Origin of the sequence: Zoogloea sp., assembly GCF_030157465.1 — a bacterium.
Classification (GTDB): Bacteria; Pseudomonadota; Gammaproteobacteria; order Burkholderiales; family Rhodocyclaceae; genus Zoogloea.
This window is the reverse complement of the sequence record NZ_JAOAUU010000005.1, coordinates 40,813-63,904: the sequence shown is the minus strand read 5'-3', so window position 1 is coordinate 63,904 and position 23,092 is coordinate 40,813. Positions and strand designations below refer to the sequence as shown.

The following is a 23,092-nucleotide window of genomic DNA, read 5'->3' as shown; positions in this document are numbered from 1 at the left end:
GGCGCTGGCAACAATCAGCAGACGATAAAAAAGGCAGCCTCGGCTGCCTTTTTCGGTCGATGCCGGCGAATGGGCGGCGATCAGCCCAGGCGCTGCACGGAACCGTACTTCTGGCGGAAGCGCTCGACGCGGCCCGCGGTGTCGACGATCTTCTGCTTGCCGGTGTAGAACGGGTGGCAGGCGGCGCAAACTTCCACGTGGTACTTGGGCTTGCCCATGGTGGAGCGGGTGGTGAAAACGCTGCCGCAGGAGCAGGTTACTTCCACTTCGGTGTAGTTCGGATGGGTATCGGCTTTCATCGCGGGGTTCCTTTGAGTTGCAAGTGGGTGGTGAATTTGGCCACCCGGAAACGCAGTATTTTGAACTGTTTCAGCGTCTTGGGCAAGATTTATAAAAATCTGGCGACAAAGGCGCCGACGCTGTCAGCCGGCAGGGGAAGCCAGACCCGGTGATCGCTGCCCGGAACGCGCTGGATTTCATCACCGGACGGGCTGACGAGGCGGTCGACGCGGATCTCGCTGTTGCCGGCGGGGTGGACGAGTTCGAGCCGGTCGCCAATGCCAAAGCCGTTCTTCGAAGCGATTTCGGCCATGCCGCGTTCGGCATCAAAGGACACCACATCACCCACGTAAAGGCTGCGGCCCGACTCCGAGTGGCCGCGCAGGTAGTTCTGGGTTTCGTGGGGTGTGTGGCGCTGCAGGAAGCCGTCTGTGTAGCCACGGTTGGCGAGGCCTTCGAGCTGGCCGAGCAGGGCGGGGTCGAGGCCACGGCCTGCAACCGCATCGTCGATGGCCTGGCGGTAGGCCTGGCAGGTGCGGGCAACGTAATAGGGGCTCTTGGTACGGCCTTCGATCTTGAAGGAGTCGATGCCGATCTCGGTGAGCCGCTGGACGTGCTCGATGGCGCGCAGATCCTTGGAGTTCAGGATGTAGGTGCCGTGCTCGTCTTCTTCGATGGGCATGTACTCGCCGGCGCGCTTGCTCGGTTCTTCGAGCAGGTAGACGTCGCCGCTGGCGTCGGATTTGCCTTCGTGGGTCTTGAAATCCCAGCGGCAGGAGTTGGTGCAGCTGCCCTGGTTGGGGTCGCGGTGGTTGAAGTAGCCCGAGAGCAGGCAGCGGCCCGAGTAGGCGATGCACAGGGCGCCGTGGATGAAGACTTCGAGTTCGGTGTCGGGGCAGTCCTGGCGGATCGAGGTGATTTCGTCGATGGACAGCTCGCGGGACAGGATGACCCGCGAGATGCCGGCCATTTTCCAGAAGCGCACGGCGGCGGCATTGACGGTGTTGGCCTGGACCGACAGGTGGATGGACATGTCCGGGAAATTCTCGCGGACCATCATGATCAGGCCGGGGTCGGACATGATCAGGGCGTCCGGGCCGAGGGCGATGACCGGCGCGATGTCCTTGATGAAAGTCTTGATCTTGGCGCCGTGGGGATAGATGTTGGCGACGACATAGAACTTTTTGCCCAGCGCGTGGGCGCGCTGGATGCCGTCGGCGAGGACGGGCAGGTCGCCGAAGTCATTGTTGCGCACGCGCAGCGAATAGCGTGGCTGGCCGGCGTAGATGGCGCTGGCGCCGAAGCTGAAGGCGGTGTCGAGCATGGCCAGGGAGCCGGCTGGCGCGAGGAGTTCCGGGGTTTTGCGGGTCATGAATGATGCGGCAGGTTGGGGCGCACGCGGAGGGCGTGCAGGGGGTCAGCGGTAAGCGTCCAGGGCTTCGCTCCACTGGGCCAGGGTGGGGCTCTGGGTGTGGAGTTGGCTCTGGAGGAGCTCTTCGGCCATTTCGAGCATGGCTTTTTGTTCTTTGCCGAGAAACTGGATCGGCTGGGTTTCGAGGTGAACCAGGAGGTCGCCCGCCTTGCGCCGGCCGCGGCCGGGGAAGCCGGCTTCGGGGACGCGGATTTCGGAGTTCGATGCGCCTTCGTTCAGCAGTACTTCACGCACGCCGGTGAGAGTTGGCACTTCGATGGTTCCGCCCGCGAGGAGGCGGAAGATGCTGACCGGCACCTTGACGTGCACGTCGTGCTTTTCGAGGCGGAAAAGCGCATGGGGGAGGGCCTTGAGCGTGAGGTAGAGATCGCCGGGCTCGCCGTTTGCGGGGGCAGGGCCGCCCTGGCCTGCAACGCGGAGTTCCTCGCCCGGTAGCATCGCCGGCGGAATGCTCACGGCGAGCTGGCGATCGGCGGGGTTCCAGCCACGGCCTTCGCAGGACGGGCAGCTGGTGTCGGTGGTGAAGCCTTTTCCGCTGCAGTGCGGACAGGGTTTGAGGCCGCCGTCGAGACGCAGGCGGCCGCTGCCATGGCAGTGGCTGCACATGCTGGTGCGGCCGTAGCTGCGCTGGCCGCTGCCCTCGCATTCGCCGCAATCGACGCGACCGGCCACGGTGACGGTGACCGTTGCGCCCCGGGCGGCCTGGAGGAGGTCGACGAAGACTTCCTGGCGGCGATCTTCTCCCTTGGGCTTGCGGTTTTTGGGTGGCGGCTTCGGGGGGGATTCGGGGGCGGGTTCGTCCCTGGCGTCGGTGTCGTTGTCCGCGTCGTCAGGGCTGCGGCTGAGGCGTTCGAAGGCCTCGCGGACGAGGCGAAACTGGACGTGGGCCTGGGGATCGGCGTTGCGGTCCGGGTGCCAGCGCATGGCCAGGCGCTTGTAGGCGCGCTTGATCTCGGCGGCACTGGCATCGGGCGTTACGCCCAGGATTTGATGGAAATCGACGGCAGACATTTCGATATTCTATCTCGTCGCGCGCAATCGACGGGGCTGCGATGTGCAGCCGGGCGAGCCCCGGATGCTTGCCGAAGGGCTGTGCCCGCGTGCGTCGTGGTGCGCGAACGCCGCGCTGAGTCAGGGTTTGTCGTGTTTGCGCCGGTCTTGCCGGCATTCGTACAGGCATTCGATGGAGCCGTCTTCGTGGGCGACTTCCAGGCGGGCGGCAAAGCCCCACAGGCGGGCGACGTGCTTGAGTACTTCCTCGGTGTCGCCAGCGAGCGGTCGGCGCAGATAGGCCTGGTGGCGCAGGGTGAGGGAGCGGTCGCCGCGCAGGTCCACGTTCCAGACTTGCAGGTTGGGCTCGCGGCTGCCGAGGTTGTAGTTGTCGGAGAGGATTTCGCGAACGCGGCGGTAGCCGGTTTCGTCGTGGATGGCGGAGATCTTGAGCTTGGCGTCCTTGTCGTCATCGAGGATGGCGAAGAGGCGGAAGTCGCGCATCACCTTGGGCGACAGAAACTGGGCGATGAAACTTTCGTCCTTGAAGTTGCGCATCGCGAAGTCGAAGGTTTCCTGCCAGTTGCTGCCGGCGATGTCGGGGAACCAATGGCGGTCTTCATCCGTGGGGTGCTCGCAGATGCGGCGGATGTCCTGCCACATGGCAAAACCCAGCGCGTAAGGGTTGAGGCCCTGGTACCAGGGTTCGTTGTAGCCAGGCTGGTAGACGACGTTGGTGTGGGAATGCAGGAACTCCATCATGAAGGTGTCGGACAGCAGGCCTTCATCGTAGAGGGTGTTTATGAGGGTGTAGTGCCAGAAAGTGGCCCAGCCTTCGTTCATGACCTGGGTCTGACGCTGGGGGAAGAAATACTGGCTGACCTTTCGCACGATGCGCACGACTTCGCGCTGCCAGGGTTCAAGCAGCGGGGCGTTCTTCTCGATGAAATAAAGAAGGTTTTCCTGGGGTTCGGATGGAAAACGGCGGTGTTCGACCGTGGGTGCCTTGGCGAGCTGGGTGGGCAGGGTGCGCCACAGGTCGTTGACCTGGCTTTGCAGGTATTCGGCGCGTTCGCGCTGGCGGGTGAGTTCTTTGGTGAGCGACAGTTTTGCCGGGCGCTTGTAGCGGTCGACGCCGACGTTCATCAGCGCGTGGCAGGAGTCCAGCAGCAGTTCCACTTCTTCTTCGCCGTGGCGCTCCTCGCATTCGGTGAGGTAGTTGCGGGCAAAGATCAGGTAATCGACGATGGCGTCGGCATTGGTCCATTGCCGGAAAAGGTAATTGCCCTTGAAGAAGCTGTTGTGGCCGTAAGCGGCGTGGGCAATCACCAGGGCCTGCATCGTCATGGTGTTTTCTTCCATGAGGTAGGCGATGCAGGGGTTGGAGTTGATGACGATCTCGTAGGCGAGGCCCATCTGGCCGCGGCGATAGCCTTTTTCGGTTTGCAGGAAGCTCTTGCCGAAGGACCAGTGGTGGTAGTTCACCGGCATGCCGACCGACGAGTAAGCGTCCATCATCTGCTCGGATGTGATCAGCTCTACCTGGATCGGGTAGGTGTCGAGCTTGAACTCGCGGGCCACCCGGTCGATCTCGACGTGGTAGGCGTCGATGAGTTCGAAGCTCCATTCGCCGGGCGAAGGAAGGGGCTTTTTGCGCTTGTGTCTGCCTGGGGTGTTCATGCCAGCTTCTTTTTGAAAAGTTCGCGGAACACCGGGTAGATGTCCGGCAGATTTTCGATGTGCTGCATCGCGAAGTTGGTGTGGGCGCCGAGCAGTTTTTCGTATTCGCGCCACAGGTTCTGCTGCTCGCCGCGGGTGATCTCGATGTAGGCGAAATACTGCACGAAGGGCAGGATGGTCTGGGCGAGCATTTCGCGGCAGTGGGGCGAGTCGTTGTCCCAGTTGTCGCCGTCGGAGGCCTGGGCGCCGTAGATGTTCCAGGCGCCGTTGGCGTAGCGTGAATGAAGGATCTCCTTCATCAGTTCCAGCGCGCTGGAAACCACCGTGCCACCGGATTCCCGCGAGTGGAAGAAATCTTCTTCGTTAACTTCCTTGGCCACCGTGTGATGGCGGATGAAGACGATGTCGATGTGTTCGTAAGTGCGCGTCAGGAAGAGGTAGAGCAGCATGAAGAAGCGCTTGGCGATGGACTTCTTCTCCTCGTCCATCGAACCGGATACGTCCATGATGCAGAACATCACCGCCTGGGTGGTGGGCTTGGGCACCTTGATGCGGTTGTTGTAGCGCAGATCGAACGTATCGATGAAGGGAATGGCGTCGATCTTGGCGCGCAGGACGCCGATCTCGTCCTTCAGGCGGACGACTTCAGGGTCGTCGTCAGGGCGGGTTTCGAGGAGTTCCTCGAGTTGCCGCTGCAGATCACGCAGCCTGCCCTGGTAGGGTGAGGCGAGGGCCAGCCGGCGGCCCAGCGCGCCGCGCAGGGAACGCACCACGTTGATGTTGGCCGGCGTTCCGTCGTTGGTGAAGCCGGCGCGCTGGCTCTTGTATTCCTGGATGCGGGCGAGCTGGGTTTTGACGAGGTTGGGCAGGGCGAGGTCGTCAAAAAAAACATCAAGGAATTCCTCGCGGGACAGATTGAAGACGAAGTCGTCCTCGCCTTCGCCATCCTTGCTGGCTTTGCCCTTGCCCGAACCCCCACCGGCGCCGCCCTGTGGGCGATTGACCTGATCGCCGGTCGAGAACTGGTCGTTGCCGGTGAATACCGTTTCCCAGATTCCGCTGCGGCCATGGCGAAACCTGGGCTCGGACAAGTCCTTGCCGGGAATGGAGACGCTCTCGCCGTTGTCCAGATCCTTGATCGAGCGGCCGGAAATTGCATCGGCCACGGCTTCGCGGATCTGGTGCTTGAAGCGGCGCATGAATCGCTGCCGATTGACAGTGCTTTTGTTGCGGCTGTCGAAGCGGCGGTCGATGATCCGTACCATTCAGGCCTCCCGAACTTTTGGCGTGTCACCGGCCAGGCCCTCAGGGGGCCGGTCGGCGGGTCGTCAAGACGACTTGCGAACGCGCAGATACCACTCGCACAGCAAGCGGACCTGCTTCTCGGTGTAGCCCTTTTCGATCATGCGATTGACGAAGTTCTGGTGCTTCTTCTGGTCGTCGCCGCTGGCTTTGGCGTTGAAGCTGATCACCGGCAGGAGGTCTTCGGTATTCGAGAACATCTTCTTCTCGATCACCGCGCGGAGCTTTTCGTAGCTGGTCCAGCTCGGGTTCTTGCCGTTGTTCTTGGCCCGGGCGCGCAGCACGAAGTTCACCACCTCGTTGCGGAAATCCTTCGGGTTGCTGATGCCAGCCGGCTTCTCGATTTTTTCCAGCTCGTCGTTGAGGGCGTTGCGGTCGAGAATCTCGCCGGTGTTCTGGTCGCGGTATTCCTGGTCCTGGATCCAGAAGTCGGCGTAGGTGACATAGCGGTCGAAAATGTTCTGGCCGTATTCGCTGTAGCTTTCAAGGTAAGCCGTCTGGATTTCCTTGCCGATGAATTCGGCGTAGCGCGGGGCGAGGAATTCCTTGATGAAGGCCAGGTACTTGGATTCGTTTTCGGGCGGGTATTGTTCTTGGGCGATCTGCTGTTCGAGCACGTACATCAGGTGCACCGGGTTGGCGGCAACTTCACGGTGGTCGAAGTTGAACACCTTGGACAAGACCTTGAAGGCAAAGCGCGTGGACAGGCCGGTCATGCCTTCATCGACGCCGGCGTAGTCGCGGTATTCCTGGTAGCTCTTGGCCTTGGGGTCGGTGTCCTTCAGGTTTTCACCGTCGTAGACCCGCATCTTCGAAAAGAGGCTGGAGTTTTCGGGTTCCTTGACGCGGGAGAGCACCGCAAACTGCGCCATCATCTTGAGGGTGTCGGGCGCGCAGGGCGCCTGCGACAGCGAGCTGTTGGCCAGCAGTTTTTCGTAGATGCGCACTTCGTCCGAGACGCGCAGGCAGTAGGGCACCTTGACGGTGTAGATGCGGTCGAGGAAGGCCTCGTTGTTGCGGTTGTTCTTGAAGGCCGTCCATTCCGACTCGTTGGAGTGGGCCATCACGATGCCGTCGAAGGGAATCGCCCCGAAGCCTTCGGTGCCCTTGTAATTGCCTTCCTGGGTGGCGGTGAGCAGCGGGTGGAGCACCTTGATCGGCGCCTTGAACATTTCGACGAACTCAAGCAGCCCGCGGTTGGCCAGGCACAGGCCGCCCGAGTAGGAATAGGCGTCCGGATCGTCCTGGGAATATTGCTCCAGCTTGCGGATGTCGATCTTGCCGACCAGCGAGGAGATGTCCTGGTTGTTCTCGTCGCCCGGCTCGGTCTTGGCGACGGCAATCTGGCGCAGCACCGAGGGCCGCAGCTTGACGACGCGGAACTTGGTGATGTCGCCGTTGAACTCATGCAGCCGCTTGACCGCCCACGGGCTCATGATCGTGTTGAGGTAGCGCCGCGGGATGCCGTAGTCGGCCTCGAGGATGCGGCCGTCTTCGTCCACATTGAAAAGGCCCAGCGGCGATTCATGCACCGGCGAACCCTTGATGGCGAAGAACGGAACCTTCTCGACCAAGCTCTTGAGCTTCTCGGCCAGCGAACTCTTGCCGCCGCCCACCGGGCCGAGGAGGTAGAGGATTTGCTTCTTTTCCTCCAGCCCCTGCGCCGCGTGCCGGAAATACGACACGATGTTCTCGATCGATTCTTCCATTCCGTAAAAATCGCGGAAGGCCGGATAGATCTTGATCATCTTGTTGGAAAAAATGCGCGACCTGCGCGGGTCGAGACGGGTGTCGACGAGTTCAGGTTCTCCGATCGCCTGCAGCATGCGTTCGGCCGACGTGGCGTAGGCGATCGGGTCAGACTTGCACAGCTCCAGGTATTCCTGGACCGACATTTCCTCTTCCCGGGCCGACTCGTAACGGTTCTGGAAGCTGGTAAAGATACTCATCAGATGTCTCCTGAAACAGGTGCCCTGCCCGGGCACCGGATTCGCCGTCGCCTGCAGCGCAGAAGTTGGCGCGTGACGCAGATCGCTTGCTGAGCACCTCGTCGGCCCGCGGATTGACCGCCAGGGCTGAGGATTCCGGGTGTTTCATCTCATGTGATAGTGCAAAGGGGAGGGGAGTTCCATTAATTCGCCGGGACTTTTTCACGCTTGATGCTCTGAAACCACGCATTGGCGCGGCATTGCTAGAGGGGCTGCGAGCCAATCGAGGGCCTGTGATAGACTAAAGGTTTTTCCGACGACTTCATTGAAGTCCAGATGGGAAATACACGGGTTGGGGCACGGGTTTTGCTCCGTGGCCACCGCCCGTTTCGCTAAGCGTTTTTGTCCAGAGACCGAACAGGAATTTTCATGAGCAACCAGGAAACCGTGGTGAGCGCGCTCGAGCGCCGTATTGACATGTCCGTGCCGCTGGCCGATATCGAAAAGGATGTGGAAGCCCGCCTCAAGCAGATGGCCCGCACCGTCAAGATGCCGGGCTTCCGCCCGGGCAAGGTTCCGTTCCGCATGGTGGCCCAGTCTTACGGCCAGCAGGCCCGCTCCGAAGCCATCGGCGCCGCTGTCGAGCGCGTGCTCGGCGAGCAGATCCGTACCCTTGGCCTGCGCGTTGCCGGCTACCCGAGCATCGAGCCGAAGGATGTCACCGGCACCGAAGCGCTGGAATTCACCGCCGTGTTCGAGGTCTACCCGGAAGTGTCGATCGCCGATGTGAGCGCCCAGGAAGTCGAGCGCCCGCTGCTTGAAGTCGGCGATGCCGAAGTCGACCAGACCCTCGAGGTCCTGCGCAAGCAGCGCACCACCTTCGCCGCCATCGAGCGTGCCGCCCAGGATGGCGACCGCGTGGTCGTCGACTTCACCGGCCGCAAGGACGGTGTCGAATTCGAAGGCGGCAAGGCCTCCGATTTCGCCTTCGTGATCGGCGCAGGCCAGATGCTCAAGGATTTCGAAACCGCTGTGCTCGGCCTGAACACCGGCGACAGCAAGACTTTCGACATGACCTTCCCGGCTGATTACCACGCGGCCAATCTGGCCGGCCAGACCGTCCAGTTCGACGTGGTCGTGAAGAAGGTTGAAGAGCCCAAGTTGCCTGAGGTCGATGCCGAGTTCGCCAAGTCCCTGGGTATCGCCGACGGCGATGTCACCAAGATGCGCGAAGAAGTGAAGGGCAACCTCGAGCGCGAAGTGAAGCGTCGCATTCAGGCCAAGATCAAGGAGCGCGTCATGAACGTGCTGATCGAGACCAACCCGATCGAAGTGCCGAAGGCACTGGTCGATCAGGAATCCCAGCAGCTGGCTGAAAACGCCAAGAAGGATTTCGAAGCCCGCGGCATGAAGACCAAGGATCTGCCGATCGACGCCGGCTGGTTCACCGAGCAGGCTGCCCGCCGCGTCAAGCTCGGCCTGATCATGTCCGAGCTGGTCAAAAGCAAGGAACTCCACGCCAAGCCCGAGCAGATCCGTGCCACCATTGAAGACTTTGCCGCCAGCTACGAAGATCCGAGCGAGGTGGTGAGCTGGTATTACTCCCAGCCCCAGCGCCTGGCCCAGGCCGAAGCGCTGGTGATCGAAGACAACGTGGTGGAGTGGGTCGTCAGCAACGCCAAGACGACCGACAAGGCCACCTCCTTTGACGACCTGATGGGCAATGCGGCTTAATTTCCGCGAAGAGAGCGACGTTTAAATGAATCCAATGACACCCCCGTATTCTCAAAGTGACTGGAATCCGGTCGGCCTCGGCCTCATTCCGATGGTGGTCGAGCAGAGCGGTCGCGGCGAGCGGTCCTACGACATCTACTCGCGTCTGCTCAAGGAGCGGGTGGTGTTTTTGGTGGGCCCCGTCAATGACATCACGGCCAACCTGATCGTCGCCCAGTTCCTGTTCCTTGAATCCGAAAATCCGGACAAGGACATTTTCTTCTACATCAACTCCCCCGGCGGTTCGGTCACGGCCGGCATGGCGATCTACGACACCATGCAGTTCATCAAGCCGAACGTGAGCACCCTGTGCATCGGGCAGGCGGCCAGCATGGGCGCCTTTCTGCTGGCGGCCGGCGAAAAGGGCAAGCGTTTCTCGCTGCCCAACTCGCGGGTCATGATTCACCAGCCGCTCGGCGGTTTTCAGGGCCAGGCCTCGGACATCGAAATCCACGCCCGCGAGATCCTGGCGCTGCGCGCCAAGCTCAACGGCATGCTGGCCAAGCACACCGGTCAGTCGATCGAAAGCATCGAGCGGGATACCGACCGGGACAACTTCATGTCTGCGGAAGACGCGGTGCGCTACGGTCTGGTGGACAAAGTCCTGACCAGTCGCGCCGAAGCGGCTTGATCCTCCCCTAGCATCAGTACAGAGAGAAAGGGCAGTAATGGCGGACAAGAAAACGAGCGGAGAAAAGCTCCTTTATTGCTCGTTCTGCGGCAAGAGCCAACACGAGGTCCGCAAGCTGATTGCGGGCCCGTCCGTGTTCATCTGCGATGAATGCATCGAGCTCTGCAACGACATCATTCGCGATGAAATTACTGCAGATACCGGCGGCGCCAAGGGCGTCAAGGGCGAGCTTCCGTCACCCCGCGAGATCAGCGAGATCCTCGACCAGTACGTGATTGGTCAGGGCCCGGCCAAGCGCATCCTCGCCGTGGCGGTGTACAACCACTACAAGCGACTGCGTCACCTGTCCAAGACCCACGACGATGTCGAGCTGTCGAAGAGCAACATCCTGCTGGTCGGCCCCACCGGCTCCGGCAAGACGCTCCTCGCCCAGACGCTGGCTCGCCTTCTCAACGTGCCTTTCGTGATGGCGGATGCGACGACGCTCACCGAAGCCGGCTATGTCGGCGAGGACGTCGAGAACATCATCCAGAAGCTCTTGCAAAAGTGCGACTACGATGTGGACAAGGCGCAACAGGGCATCGTTTACATCGACGAAATCGACAAGATTTCCCGCAAGTCCGATAACCCGTCGATTACCCGCGACGTGTCCGGCGAAGGCGTCCAGCAGGCACTGCTGAAGCTGATCGAAGGCACCATCGCATCGGTGCCGCCGCAAGGCGGACGCAAGCATCCGAACCAGGATTTCGTGCAGGTGGATACCACCAACATCCTGTTCGTCTGTGGCGGTGCGTTCGATGGTCTCGACAAGGTGATCCGCAACCGTACCGAGAAATTCGGGATCGGTTTCGGTGCCGAGGTGAAGAGCCGCGAGAACAAGAACATCTCCGAGTCGCTGCGTGAAGTGGAGCCGGGTGACCTGATCAAGTTCGGCCTTATCCCCGAACTGATCGGTCGTCTGCCGGTGGTCGCGACCCTCCAGGAACTCGACGAGGAAGCCCTCATCCAGATTCTCGTCGAACCTAAAAACGCGCTCATCAAGCAGTACCAGAAACTGTTCTCGATGGAAGGTGTCGAACTTGAAGTGCGTCCGGCGGCCCTGCAGGCGATTGCCCGCAAGGCCCTGAAACGCAAGACGGGTGCCCGCGGCCTGCGTTCCATCCTTGAAGGCACGCTGCTCGACACCATGTATGAATTGCCCTCCATGGAGAATGTGTCCAAAGTAGTGATCGACGAGGGCATGATCGACGGCGGTACCAAGCCGATCCTGATCTACGCCGATCAGCCCAAGGTCTCCGGCTCCAACTGACATCGAGCAGAAGTTTTTTTCCGGACTGCTTGAATTGATGTCGCTAGGGCCCCATATGGGGCCTTAGTGCCTTTTAAGGAATAATCATGTCGAGCACGCTTGACCTACCCGAAGACCAGATCGAACTCCCGCTGCTCCCCCTGCGCGACGTGGTGGTGTTTCCGCACATGGTGATCCCGTTGTTCGTGGGTCGCCCCAAGTCCATCAAGGCGCTTGAAAACGCGATGGAAGCCGGCAAGAGCATCCTGCTGGTGGCACAGAAATCCGCCGCCAAGGACGAGCCTTCGGCTGAAGACCTCTACGACCTCGGTTGCATCGCCAACATCCTGCAGATGCTCAAACTGCCCGATGGCACCGTGAAGGTGCTGGTCGAAGGCGTGCAGCGTGCCCGCGTGCTGTCGGTGGAAGACCTGCGCACCCTGTTCGTGGCCAAGGCCCAGCCGTTGCCGGCGGTCGAGGCGCCCGACAATGAAGTCGAGGCCATGCGCCGGGCGATCATCAGCCAGTTCGACCAGTACGTTAAGCTCAACAAGAAGATTCCGCCGGAAATCCTCAGCTCCCTGTCGGGCATCGAGGATCCGGGTCGTCTCGCCGACACCATCGCCGCTCACCTGCCGCTCAAGCTCGAGCAGAAGCAGGAAATCCTCGAAATGTTCGATGCCGGCCAGCGCCTCGAACGGCTGCTTAACCAGCTCGAAACCGAGCTCGACATCCTGCAGGTCGAGAAGCGCATCCGCGGCCGCGTCAAGCGCCAGATGGAAAAGAGCCAGCGCGAGTACTACCTCAACGAGCAGGTCAAGGCCATCCAGAAGGAGCTCGGTGAAGGGGAGGACGGCGCCGATCTCGAGGAGATGGACAAGAAGATCAAGGCTGCCGGCATGACCAAGGAGGCCATGGCCAAGGCCCAGGGCGAGCTGAAGAAGCTGCGCCTGATGTCGCCGATGTCTGCCGAAGCGACCGTGGTCCGCAACTACATCGAGACCCTGATCGGCCTGCCCTGGAAGAAGAAGTCCCGCATCAGCAAGGATCTCGCCGAAGCCGAGAAGGTGCTCGACACCGAGCACTACGGCCTCGAGAAGGTCAAGGAACGCATCCTTGAATATCTTGCCGTGCAGCAGCGCGTCGACAAACTCAAGGCGCCGATTCTGTGCCTGGTCGGCCCCCCGGGTGTCGGCAAGACCTCGCTGGGCCAGTCAGTCGCCCGTGCCACGAACCGCAAGTTCGTGCGCATGAGTCTTGGCGGCGTGCGTGACGAGGCCGAGATCCGTGGCCATCGCCGCACCTACATCGGTTCGATGCCTGGCAAGATCCTGCAGAACATGTCGAAGGTGGGCGTGCGCAACCCGCTTTTCCTCCTCGACGAGGTGGACAAGATGGGCCAGGACTTCCGTGGCGATCCGTCGTCGGCCCTGCTGGAAGTGCTGGACCCGGAACAGAACTCGACCTTCGTCGACCACTACATTGAAGTGGAATACGACCTGTCGGACGTGATGTTCGTGGCGACCGCCAACACCCTCAACATCCCGGCGCCGCTGCTCGACCGGATGGAGCTGATTCGCTTGTCGGGCTACACCGAAGACGAAAAGGTGAACATCGCCGAGCGTTACCTTGTTCCGAAGCAGATGAAGAACAACGGGATCAAGCGCGAAGAGCTGTCGGTTACCGAGGATGCGCTGCGCGACATCGTTCGTTTCTATACTCGCGAGGCGGGCGTGCGCGGCCTGGAGCGTGAAGTCTCCAAGGTGTGCCGCAAGGTTGTGAAGGCGCTGGTGCTGGGCAAGCGCAAGACCAAGGTGGTGGTTAACTCCAAGAACATCGACAAGTACCTGGGCGTGCACAAGTACAGCTTCGGTGTTGCCGAGAAGGAAAACCAGATCGGCCAGGTTACCGGGCTTGCATGGACCGAAGTTGGCGGCGAGTTGCTCACCGTCGAAGCGGTCGCCCTGCCGGGCAAGGGCAAGATCATGACCACCGGCAAACTCGGCGAGGTCATGCAGGAGTCCATCCAGGCGGCCTTGTCGGTGGTGCGTCGGCGCTCGAAGTCGCTGGGCATCCAGGAAGATTTCTACCAGAAGTCCGACATTCACATTCACCTGCCGGAAGGCGCGATTCCGAAGGACGGTCCGTCGGCCGGTATCGCGATCTGCACCGGCCTGGTGTCGGTGCTGACCGGTATCCCGGTGCGTTGTGATGTGGCGATGACCGGCGAAATCACCCTTCGCGGCGAAGTGTTGCCGATCGGCGGCCTGAAGGAGAAGCTGCTTGCCGCTGTACGTGGCGGCATCACGAGGGCGCTGATTCCGCAGGAAAACGTCAAGGATCTCACCGAGATTCCGGACAACGTCAAGAACTCGCTGGAGATCATTCCGGTCAAGTGGATCGATCAGGTGCTCGAACACGCGCTGGAGCGCGTGCCCGTCGCCCTGCCCGAGACGACTGCGGCCCCCGCAGCAGAAGTGGCTGCGGCCCAGCCGGCCGAGCCGGTTGAAAACGGTGGTCTGGTCAAACACTGACCCTGCCACATGAAGTTCGACAAGGCCGGCAGATATTGCCGGCCTTGTCGTTTCCGGCCGGAGCCCGCCGTTTGCCGAATTCATTGCGTCGACGCCTCATCCAGTGCTTTCCATGACCACAAGCGCAAACCCGTCTTCCCGCTGCGAGCGAATCGAAGTGAATGGCCTCGGCTGCACTGTGCGGCACTGGGGGCCGCCGGACGCGCCGATACTTTTCATGCTGCACGGCCGCCAGGATGCATCACCGACTTTCCAGTTCGTGGTTGAAGCACTCCGGAAGGAGTGGCATGTGATTGCCCCGGACTGGCGGGGGCATGGCCAGTCGGAATGGCAGGGGCGGCCATACTGGATTCCGGATTTCTGTCCGGATCTCCTGACCCTGCTTGACCGGTATTCGCCGGGGAGACCGGCGCGAATCCTTGGGCACAGCATGGGTGCCCGCATTGCAGCGCTGCTTGGCGGGGCACGCCCGGAACGGGTGGCGCAGCTTTTGATGATCGACCATTTGGGCCTCTTGCCCGACTACCCGCTGGATGCTCCGAAGCGCATGCGGGCCTGGCTCGATGCCTTTGCCGAGGCGCCGCAGATGCGTGGCTATCCAGATCGCCAGTCACTGGCCGCGCGCCTGGTCAAGGCCAATCCGCGCCTCACGCCTGGGCGGGCGGAATTTCTCGCGGCGGAAATCGGCTTTCAGCGCAGCGATGGGCTGTTTGCAATGGCTTTCGATCCGTGGCTGAAAGTGCTTCCTCCGGTGCCTTACCTTCCCGATGACGAGATGAGCCTGTGGCGCTCGATCCGTGCGCCGGTGTTGCACGCGATTTCCGATGAAGGTTTTATCCAGGAACGTTTTAGCGATGATCCTGCTGAGTTCGAACGGCGGATTGCCTGTTTTGCGACGCACACCCGCGTGGATATCAGCCAGTCAGGGCACAACGTCCAGCACGACCAGCCGGAGCGGCTGGCAGAAGTGATCGAGGATTTCTTTGTGCGCTGACGCTTGGTGCGGCGTGAGAAAACAATCTGCAAGCGCGTGCATCAGGCTCTGAGCGTAGCTGACATGCGTCGCTCATTGGTATTTCGATAGTTGCGGATAGGCTGAATTTGCCCGACTTTACGGTCAGATTGCAGGATATGGCTGCCTTTTCTCGCCTGTGAGGTTTGCTTATGGTAAAACTCTGCAGTGCTGGACAAAATTTTTGCTTTGACTGCAACCGGAGTGTGACTGATGACGTTTTCGAGGCCGATCGAACTGAAGAACACGGTGCTGGCGGCCGGCAAGGAACCCCTGGTGTGTACGCCGCTGGTTGGCGCGGATGAAGATGCCGTGTTTCGCGAACTGGCCGCGATTCTCCCCAAGAAGCCGGATCTGCTGGAATGGCGGGTGGATTTCTTTGTCGGCATTGCGGATGTCGCCCGGGTTGTTGCGCTGTGCCGGGCCATCCAGGAAAAGTCCGGCGGCGTGCCGCTCGTTTTTACCCGCCGTTCGATCCGCGAAGGTGGCAATCCGATTGTTCTCGATGAAGCGCAGGTTTTTGAGCTGTGCGCGGCGGTGTGTCGCTCGGGTGCGGTCGATCTGCTCGACTACGAGCTCAGCGTCGGGGAAGACTATTTTGGGCAGGCGGTTGGTCTGGCCAGGGAAACCGGTGTTCGGCTGATTGCGTCCTTCCACAATTTTCAGGAAACGCCGAGCGCCGAGGCGCTGGTGGCCAAGTTCGTCGCGATGGAAAAGGCTGGTGCCGATTTGGTCAAGATTGCCGTGATGCCGCGGGAGCTGCGCGATGTGCTCACGCTGCTCGATGCAACGCTGACGGCGCAGAGCGCGGTTTCCGTGCCGGTCATCAGCATGTCGATGGGCGGCTTCGGCTCGCTGAGCCGCCTGTTTGGCTGGGTGTTTGGTTCGTCGGTGAGTTTTGCGGTGGGCGAGGCGAGTTCGGCGCCGGGGCAGGTGCCCATCGAGCAGTTGAACGCGGTGGTGGATGTCGTCCATCGCTGCCTCAAGGGGCAGTGATGCCCGGTCATCGGGATTGTGCGGGGCGGAGCCCTGGAGTCGTCTTTTTTGCCCATCGAGGTTGTTGCCATGACTGATCGCTACGCCGTAATTGGCAATCCCATTGCGCACACGAAGTCGCCCGTTCTTCATGCGGCGTTTGCGCTTCAATGCCATCAGGACATGAGCTACGAGGCGATATTCGGGCCGATCGGCGAGTTCCGGGAAACCGTCGAAGCCTTTCGCCGTGCCGGTGGGCGGGGCATGAACGTGACGGTGCCCTTCAAGGTCGAGGCGCTTGCCCTGGCCGACAAGCTGACGACGCGGGCCCGGCTAGCCCAGGCCGTGAATACCTTGCGCTTTGACGATGACGGAATCTTCGGCGACAACACCGATGGCATCGGGCTTGTCCATGATATCCAGGGCCGTCTGGGCTTCGGTGTGGAGGGCAAGCGCATCCTGATCCTGGGGGCTGGCGGGGCAGCACGGGGTTCCGTGCTGCCGCTGGCCGAACAGCGCCCGGCTTGTCTGACCATCGTCAACCGCACGCCGGAAAAGGCTGAGGCCCTCAAGGCGCAATTCGCCGAGTTTGCGACGCTGGAGGCCGGAGGCTATGGCGATGTTGCGGGAAGGTGCTTCGATCTGGTCATCAACGCCACTTCGGCAGGCTTGCATGGCGAGCACTTGCCCTTGTCCGCGGGGCTCTTTGCTCCCGGTGCGCTGGCCTATGACATGGTCTACGGTGGAACTGAAACGCCCTTTTTGAAAGACGCGCGTGCCTTGGGTGCCGCGCAGGTGTCCGACGGCCTTGGCATGCTGGTCGGGCAGGCTGCGGAATCCTTCTTTTTGTGGCGGGGCGTGCGCCCGGATACCGGCCCCGTTCTGAAGAGCCTGCAGGGCGGTTGAACCGCGCGCCGGACTCACCCGCTTTCACCGTTTTCAACCGCAATCCCGAAACAGGTCATGGACGCCTCTACCTTTTTGCTCGCTGTTCTCCAGATCATCATGATCGACATCCTCCTGGGTGGCGACAACGCGGTCGTCATCGCGCTGGCCTGCCGCCGCTTGCCGGAGGCCCAGCGCGCCAAGGGGATTTTCTGGGGTGTTGTCGGCGCGATTGCCGTCCGGATCGTGCTCATCTTTTTTGCGTTGCAACTGCTTGCGCTGCCCTACCTCAAGCTGCTGGGTGCGGCGCTGCTGCTGTGGATCGGCATCAAGCTGCTGACTCCCGACGAAGAGGATGGCCATGAAGGCCTGGCGAGCAGCGACAACCTGTGGGGGGCGGTCAAAACCGTGATCGTCGCCGATGTGGTGATGAGTCTCGACAATGTCATCGCCGTGGCGGGCGCCGCGCACGGCAATCTCACGCTGGTCGTGTTCGGCATTCTCGTGAGCGTGCCGATCATCGTCTGGGGAAGCCGCTTCGTGCTCAAGCTGATGGACCGCTTTCCCGTGGTCATCACCCTGGGAGGGGCGCTGCTGGGCTGGATTGCCGGCGAAATGGCGGTTTCCGATAACGCGGTGACCGGCTACGTCGGTGCCGGGATGCCAGGCTGGGTCAAGTACGCCTGTGGCGTGACGGGCGCCCTCCTGGTCGTGGTGGTCGGCAAGTGGCTGGCCAGTCGCAAGGTCGTGACGACTGAAATCGTGGAAGTGCCCCTCGACGCCTCCCCGGCGTCGCCCCAGGACAAATAAGGCGGTTTGGACATGATTACAACTTTGATTGCCGTCGATGGTTCCGAGCACAGCCTGCGGGCGGTCGAATCCGTGTGCCGGCTGGCGGCAGCCGGGCTTGTCATGGATGTGCATGTGCTGAATGTCCAGATTCCGGTGGAGTCCGGGCATGTGCGTATGTTTGTCGAGGCCGACATGATCGAGGACTACTACCGGCAAGAAGGGCTCGCGGCCCTGAAGGATGCCTGCGGCCTGCTCGACGGGGCCGGCATCAAATACACGCGCCACATTGCCGTTGGCCATGTCGCCAACACCATCGCCCATTACGCGACAAAGCTGCAGGCCGAACAGGTGGTCATGGGCTCCCATGGCCGGGGGGCGCTCAAGCACATGTTGATGGGCTCTGTCGCGAGCGATGTGATTCGCCAGGCTGGCTGTGCGGTGACGCTGGTTCGATAGGGCGGCTGGCGCGCGGGGTCACCGTCGTCGTCACGCCACCGTTTGACGCGTGTTTGCTGCCGTGGAAGGGTGTCCACGGCAGCACACACGCGTCGATCCTGTCAGAATGCCGGGTTGCCGTCCTGGTCTTTCGTTGATCCAGCTGTCGGGCCGGTCGGGATCTCCATGAGGTACGGCTGGCCTGATGTACCCCCGTGGAGATCCCATGCATCGCGTGTTGTTGTTGCTTTTGCTGTTACCCCTGTCGGCTTTTGCCGCGGGCGATCTGCCGTCTGTCGGCGGCATTCCCGTCGAATTCATCCTCTTTGCCCTGACCCTGCTCGGCGTCGCGCTGTTTCACCATGCCACGCTGAATGTTGCTCTGACCGGCCTCTTCACGATCAGCGCCTACAAAATATGGGTTACCGGTTTCAAGACCGGCGCCGGCCTTGCCGGCTTCGTTGGCCACCTGGGCCATGAATGGGTGACGATCGTCAATCTTTTCTGCCTGCTCACCGGTTTTGCGCTGCTTGCCCGGCATTTTGAAAAGAGCCACGTGCCGGTGATTTTGCCGAAGTTTTTGCCCGCCGACTGGAAGGGCGGTTTCATGATGCTGGTGATGGTCTTCATCATCTCGAGCTTTCTCGACAATATCGCCGCCGCCCTTATCGGTGGCGCGATGGCTCACCAGCTGTTCCGGGCCAGGGTGCACATCGGCTACCTTGCCGCCATCGTGGCGGCCTCGAACGCCGGCGGTTCCGGCTCGGTGGTGGGCGACACCACCACCACCATGATGTGGATCGATGGCATCAGCCCGCTGATCGTCCTAGACGCCTACGTGGCGGCCGTCGTGGCGCTGGTGATCGTCGCCTATTTTGCCGCCAGGCAGCAGCACGCCTATTCGCCCATCATCAAGCACGTGCACCAGCACACTCACATCGACTGGGGGCGCATCTTCATCGTGGGCACCATGCTGGTGTTTGCGGTGGGCACCAATGTCACCATCAACGTGAAGTTCCCGGAGCTTGCCGAACACTTTCCGTTCATTGGCGTCGCGGTGTGGGTGGCGCTCATCCTGACTATTCCGGTACGCCGCCACGACTGGGAGCTGATGCCGGAAGCCATCAAGGGCTCGGTCTTTCTGCTTTCGCTGGTGCTGTGCGCCTCGATGATGCCGGTGGACAAGTTGCCGCCGGCATCATGGGTTTCGGCACTGGCGCTGGGCTTCATCTCGGCGGTTTTCGACAATATTCCGCTTACCGCGCTGGCCTTGCGCCAGGGCGGCTACGACTGGGGCTTCCTGGCCTACGCGGTCGGCTTTGGTGGCTCGATGCTGTGGTTCGGTTCGTCGGCTGGCGTGGCGTTGTCGAATATGTATCCGGAAGCCCGGTCGGCAGCCCAGTGGATCAAGCACGGCTGGCATGTGCCGGTGGCCTACGTGGTGGGCTTCATGGTGCTGCTGTTCACGCTTGGCTGGCACCCGGATGCCAGCCACAAAAACGGGGTCGAGCCGCCGGCTGTTAGCGCTGCTCCGGCGCACTGAACCCTGCGGGTTCAGTAAAAAGAGGCTGCTCCCGCAAGGTGCAGCCTCTTTTTTTGTCTGATTCAAACGTCGAGGTGGGGCAGGGCAGAGGGATACGTGAAGAAGGTTCAGTTCAGCCCCTGCAGGAAATCCGCGACCATGGCAACGACCGTACTTTCCCGCTCGCGATGGGGAACGTGCCGCGTATCGGCCATGACCTCGACCTGGGCCGTTCCGCCTGAAAGCTGCCCGATCAGTTCGGGGTGCCGCGACGAGCCGTACTCGTCATCGATACCGTGGACAACCAGCACGGGGCATTTCACCCGGGGCAGCACCGGCAGCAGCGACCAGGACGCAAAATCCGGACTCAGCCAGGAGCCAATCCAGGCACCCAGCACCCATTCCGCTTTTTCGCCGTGATACTTCTTCAGGCGGTCTACCTGGGCGGGGTCCTTGAATAGCTCCCGCGCTTCTTCAATGCCCTGAATGGTTCTGTCCTCGACAAATGCCTGGGCCGATTCGGTAATCAGGCCGGCGCACGCCTCGCCAAAGCTCGCCGCACAGTTGACCGCCATGCCGCCGCCCACGCTATGACCGAAGACGATGAAGCGGTCGATGCCGAGCTGCTGCCGAAGCGCTGCGAAATCGGTTTCGGCTTCACGGGCGACGAAATCCACGCCCAGTTTTCCTGGATGGCTATCGGATTGCCCAAAGCCGAGCCGGTCGTAGGCAATCACCTGTCGCCCGGATCGGGCACACAGTTCGGCAGGAAAGTTTCGCCACAGCTCAACGCAGCCCAGTGAATCGTGGAGCAGAAAGACGGGAGACTGCGCGCCCGGCCTTTCAGGCGACCAGATGCGCACGAACAGCGTGCCGTTCGCACCCTGGATCCATTTTTCTTGTGAAGTGACTGGATTGCTGGAGTGGGTCATTTTCGGGATGTGTCCTGGTCGTGCAGGTGTGTCGGTGACACCAGATGGTGATGGCCTTCAAAACATCATTGGACATTACGTTTACGTAAACGTCAATTGGGGGCGACCTTGATCTGTACCGTCTTTGCGCCGTCAAGCTGGGTCGGGGCAAGTCATCATTTTCTTCAGTCGTGAAAGTGGCTGAAGGCGAAATTCCGGAAAAGGGTCATCGCGGGAGAGTCGCTGCGCCTCGCCAGGGTGACCAGGGCGTATCGCCCTGCGCGTTCGAAGTGGGGTTGAACCTTTATTTCCTGCAACTGGCCAGCGGAAATTCTTGCTCTGGCGCTGGCAAAGATGCCAAAAAATACCGCATCTGTTGCTTCAACGACATCAAGAAGGCTGTTCACGTCCTCGCTGTTTATGGTCATCAACTGTGCGGGCCGGGCCTCGATTCCCAATTGGGTGACCAGGTTTTGCGCAATCTCGTCACTTAGCGGCATCGATGCCACCGGGTATTGCTGCAGCGCGGCCAGATCAATCCGTGCCAAGGCCCGCAAAGGGTGCTGACTCCGGCACAGGAACCCGCCTCGAAGGGGAGGCAGGGCTTCGATCCGCAGGTCTTCGGCGGCGCTCAGGGCGCGCAGATCGACAACGATGACATCGACCGTTTCATCACGCAGTGACTGGGTGAGCAGGGGCACGGAGCCGCGCGCAAGCTTGACCTGGACTTTCGGATGGTGGTTTGCCATCTGAATCAGGAACGGAGTCATGAGGATCGAGGCCGGCGTGGGGCCGAACCCGATGCCGATCGTGCCGAGCTCACCGTCCTTGAGCAGCGTGATGCCGCGTTGCAGTTCGCGGGCTTCGAACACGATGCGCCTGGCGCGACTGACGACTTGCTGGCCGTAGGCGGTGAGCGTGTTCCGTTTGCCATCCCGGTCGATGAGCCTTACGTCGAGTTCGTGCTCCAGGGCCTGAATGCTTCGGCTCAGTGCCGGCTGGGTCAGGCACAGTGCATCGGCCGCCTTGCGGAAGGATTGATGCTCCGCCAGCGCAATCAGGTGCCGCAGATGGTTCAGGTTCATTGATTACACCTTGTAATCGAAATACAAAAATATTCGCATTGGACGCATATTAATCCGGTTTGTATGATCGCCGTGGCGCTGCGTTGGCCTACTCGAACCAGCCTGTTCGCCCAATAATAATCAGGAGACAAATCATGAAATTCAATAAATTGGCGATGGCCTTGGGGGCCAGCCTGCTTGGCGCCATGTCGTCTGCCCATGCCGTCGACGAGCGCGTGTTGCTGGACATCGACTCCCACATCCGCACTGTTGAAAGCAGAATGATCGGCTGGCGCCGGGATATTCATCAGCATCCGGAACTCTCCAACCAGGAGTACCGCACCGCCAAACTGGTGGCCGATCACTTGCGCAGCCTGGGGCTGGAGGTGAAAACGGGCGTGGGCGGCACGGGCGTGCTGGGCGTGCTCAAGGGCGGAAAGCCCGGCAAGGTCGTGGCGCTGCGCGCCGACATGGACGCCTTGCCCGTCAAGGAGCTGGTCGATCTTCCGTTCGCCTCGAAAGCCAAGGGCAAGCACATGGGCAAGGAGGTGGACGTCATGCATGCTTGCGGTCATGACGGACATACCGCGATCCTGATGGCGACCGCCGAAGTGCTTGCCAAAATGAAGGACCAGGTTCACGGCACCGTGAAGTTCATTTTCCAGCCGGCTGAAGAAGGGCCGTCCGAGGCGTCCCACAAGGAAGGCGATCACATTGGCGCGCTGGCCATGGTCGATGCGGGTGTCCTGGACAATCCGAAAGTCGACGCCGTGTTCGGCCTGCACCTGATTCCGGCTTTCCCGACAGGCACGATTGGCTACCGATCAGGGCCGATCCTGGCTTCGGGCGACACGTTTTCGATGAAGGTCACGGGCAAACAGACCCATGGCGGCTTTCCGTGGAATGGAATCGATCCGATCGTCAGCACCTCGCAGATCGTCATGGGGCTGCAAACCATCGTCAGTCGTCAGCTCAATCTGTCGAAGGAGCCTGCAGTCATCTCCATCGGCTCGATTCACGGTGGCAATCGGGAGAACATCATTCCGGAGAGCGTCGAACTGCTCGGCACGGTGCGTGCATTCGACGATGGCATGCGGGACGATATTTTGAAGCGCATGCAGGTCACGGCCGAATCGATCGCCCAGTCCAGCGGCGCGAAGGCCGAAGTGAAGTTTCTCAAACCGGGCTACTCGACGACCGTCAACGACGAAAACCTGTCCGCCCGGATGCTCCCGACCATGAAGCAGGTCACCGGCGGCAAGGCCGTGGTTGCCCCCAAGCTGAGTGCGTCCGAAGATTTTTCCGAGTTCCAGAAGAAGGTTCCAGGCGTGTTTTTCTTCCTCGGTTCGACCGACCCGAAGAAGGGCACCGCAACGGCCGCACCGAACCACTCGCCGAAGTTTGAAATCGACGAGGCCGCGCTATCCGTCGGAGCCCGCGCCATGACTGCGCTCGCGCTGGATTTTCTGAATCAGCCGTAACACCACGTTGCATGGACGCCCAAAACGAAAAAGCCCGCGATTGCGGGCTTTTTCGGGTGTTTCTGATGCTGCTTGATACTGCCTGAATCAGTATCTTGGTCCCCCCGACAGGAATCGAACCTGTATCTGGCGCTTAGGAGGCGCCCGTTCTATCCATTGAACTACGGAGAGAGGGCAG

The 23,092-nt window shown here is 61.2% G+C and carries 19 protein-coding genes and 1 tRNA gene; 11 read left to right on the top strand and 9 right to left on the bottom strand.

All coding sequences use genetic code 11. The features are described 5' to 3' along the window. Positions 1-80: 80 nt before the first annotated feature. The 6 genes from rpmE to Q1W26_RS01045 all read right to left on the bottom strand — a co-directional run bounded on the left by rpmE (position 81) and on the right by Q1W26_RS01045 (position 7,632). Positions 81-299 (bottom strand): 50S ribosomal protein L31, encoded by a 219-nt coding sequence (gene rpmE / locus Q1W26_RS01070; protein WP_300434705.1) that lies wholly within the window; start codon positions 297-299, stop codon positions 81-83. Positions 300-388: 89 nt separating this feature from the next. Further along, a complete protein-coding gene (locus Q1W26_RS01065; RefSeq protein WP_300434703.1) occupies positions 389-1,651 on the bottom strand; it encodes a U32 family peptidase in 1,263 nt (420 codons plus the stop codon). A 45-nt stretch (positions 1,652-1,696) separates the two neighbouring features. Beyond that, a complete protein-coding gene (locus tag Q1W26_RS01060) occupies positions 1,697-2,722 on the bottom strand; it encodes a DnaJ C-terminal domain-containing protein (RefSeq protein ID WP_300434700.1) in 1,026 nt (341 codons plus the stop codon). Between the two features lie 120 nt (positions 2,723-2,842). Continuing rightward, entirely contained in the window at positions 2,843-4,381 is a 1,539-nt protein-coding gene (locus Q1W26_RS01055; RefSeq protein WP_300434697.1) for a SpoVR family protein, read from the bottom strand. Then, positions 4,378-5,646, bottom strand: coding sequence for a YeaH/YhbH family protein (locus tag Q1W26_RS01050; protein ID WP_300434694.1), 1,269 nt, complete (start codon positions 5,644-5,646; stop codon positions 4,378-4,380). The genes Q1W26_RS01055 and Q1W26_RS01050 overlap by 4 nt, the downstream gene beginning before the upstream one ends. Before the next feature lie 63 nt (positions 5,647-5,709). Further along, entirely contained in the window at positions 5,710-7,632 is a 1,923-nt protein-coding gene (locus Q1W26_RS01045; protein ID WP_300434691.1) for a PrkA family serine protein kinase, read from the bottom strand. Positions 7,633-8,040: 408 nt separating this feature from the next. Here Q1W26_RS01045 and tig point away from each other — a divergent pair, with 408 nt between their 5' ends. The 10 genes from tig to Q1W26_RS00995 all read left to right on the top strand — a co-directional run bounded on the left by tig (position 8,041) and on the right by Q1W26_RS00995 (position 19,479). Continuing rightward, on the top strand, positions 8,041-9,345 hold the full coding sequence (gene tig, locus Q1W26_RS01040; protein WP_300434688.1) for a trigger factor: 1,305 nt from the start codon (positions 8,041-8,043) through the stop codon (positions 9,343-9,345). A gap of 25 nt (positions 9,346-9,370) precedes the next feature. Continuing rightward, positions 9,371-10,015, top strand: coding sequence for an ATP-dependent Clp endopeptidase proteolytic subunit ClpP (gene clpP / locus Q1W26_RS01035; RefSeq protein ID WP_300434685.1), 645 nt, complete (start codon positions 9,371-9,373; stop codon positions 10,013-10,015). 37 nt (positions 10,016-10,052) lie between these two features. Beyond that, positions 10,053-11,324, top strand: a complete 1,272-nt coding sequence (gene clpX / locus Q1W26_RS01030) for an ATP-dependent Clp protease ATP-binding subunit ClpX (protein WP_300434682.1) — start codon at positions 10,053-10,055, stop codon at positions 11,322-11,324. 86 nt (positions 11,325-11,410) lie between these two features. Next, a complete protein-coding gene (lon, locus tag Q1W26_RS01025) occupies positions 11,411-13,837 on the top strand; it encodes an endopeptidase La (protein ID WP_300434679.1) in 2,427 nt (808 codons plus the stop codon). A 217-nt stretch (positions 13,838-14,054) separates the two neighbouring features. Further along, complete coding sequence (locus Q1W26_RS01020) at positions 14,055-14,831, top strand: alpha/beta hydrolase (RefSeq protein WP_300434676.1); 777 nt, start codon at positions 14,055-14,057, stop codon at positions 14,829-14,831. 231 nt (positions 14,832-15,062) lie between these two features. Then, positions 15,063-15,845, top strand: a complete 783-nt coding sequence (gene aroD, locus Q1W26_RS01015; protein ID WP_300434673.1) for a type I 3-dehydroquinate dehydratase — start codon at positions 15,063-15,065, stop codon at positions 15,843-15,845. 69 nt (positions 15,846-15,914) lie between these two features. After that, positions 15,915-16,730: a shikimate dehydrogenase gene (aroE, locus tag Q1W26_RS01010; RefSeq protein ID WP_300434814.1), complete on the top strand. Its 816-nt coding sequence runs from the start codon at positions 15,915-15,917 to the stop codon at positions 16,728-16,730. Positions 16,731-16,787: 57 nt separating this feature from the next. Continuing rightward, complete coding sequence (locus Q1W26_RS01005) at positions 16,788-17,519, top strand: TerC family protein (protein ID WP_300434670.1); 732 nt, start codon at positions 16,788-16,790, stop codon at positions 17,517-17,519. 12 nt (positions 17,520-17,531) lie between these two features. After that, complete coding sequence (locus Q1W26_RS01000) at positions 17,532-17,957, top strand: universal stress protein (RefSeq protein ID WP_300434667.1); 426 nt, start codon at positions 17,532-17,534, stop codon at positions 17,955-17,957. Between the two features lie 205 nt (positions 17,958-18,162). Next, entirely contained in the window at positions 18,163-19,479 is a 1,317-nt protein-coding gene (locus tag Q1W26_RS00995) for a citrate transporter (protein ID WP_300434664.1), read from the top strand. A 107-nt stretch (positions 19,480-19,586) separates the two neighbouring features. Here Q1W26_RS00995 and Q1W26_RS00990 read toward each other — a convergent pair whose 3' ends face one another. Both Q1W26_RS00990 and Q1W26_RS00985 read right to left on the bottom strand, forming a co-directional pair. Then, complete coding sequence (locus Q1W26_RS00990; protein ID WP_300434662.1) at positions 19,587-20,390, bottom strand: alpha/beta hydrolase; 804 nt, start codon at positions 20,388-20,390, stop codon at positions 19,587-19,589. A 164-nt stretch (positions 20,391-20,554) separates the two neighbouring features. Further along, entirely contained in the window at positions 20,555-21,454 is a 900-nt protein-coding gene (locus tag Q1W26_RS00985) for a LysR family transcriptional regulator (protein ID WP_300434659.1), read from the bottom strand. An 83-nt stretch (positions 21,455-21,537) separates the two neighbouring features. Between Q1W26_RS00985 and Q1W26_RS00980 the strand changes: the two genes are divergently transcribed. After that, a complete protein-coding gene (locus tag Q1W26_RS00980) occupies positions 21,538-22,914 on the top strand; it encodes an amidohydrolase (RefSeq protein WP_300434657.1) in 1,377 nt (458 codons plus the stop codon). A 96-nt stretch (positions 22,915-23,010) separates the two neighbouring features. Here the strand turns inward: Q1W26_RS00980 and Q1W26_RS00975 are convergent. Then, positions 23,011-23,085 (bottom strand) — tRNA-Arg (locus Q1W26_RS00975). Positions 23,086-23,092: the final 7 nt, after the last annotated feature.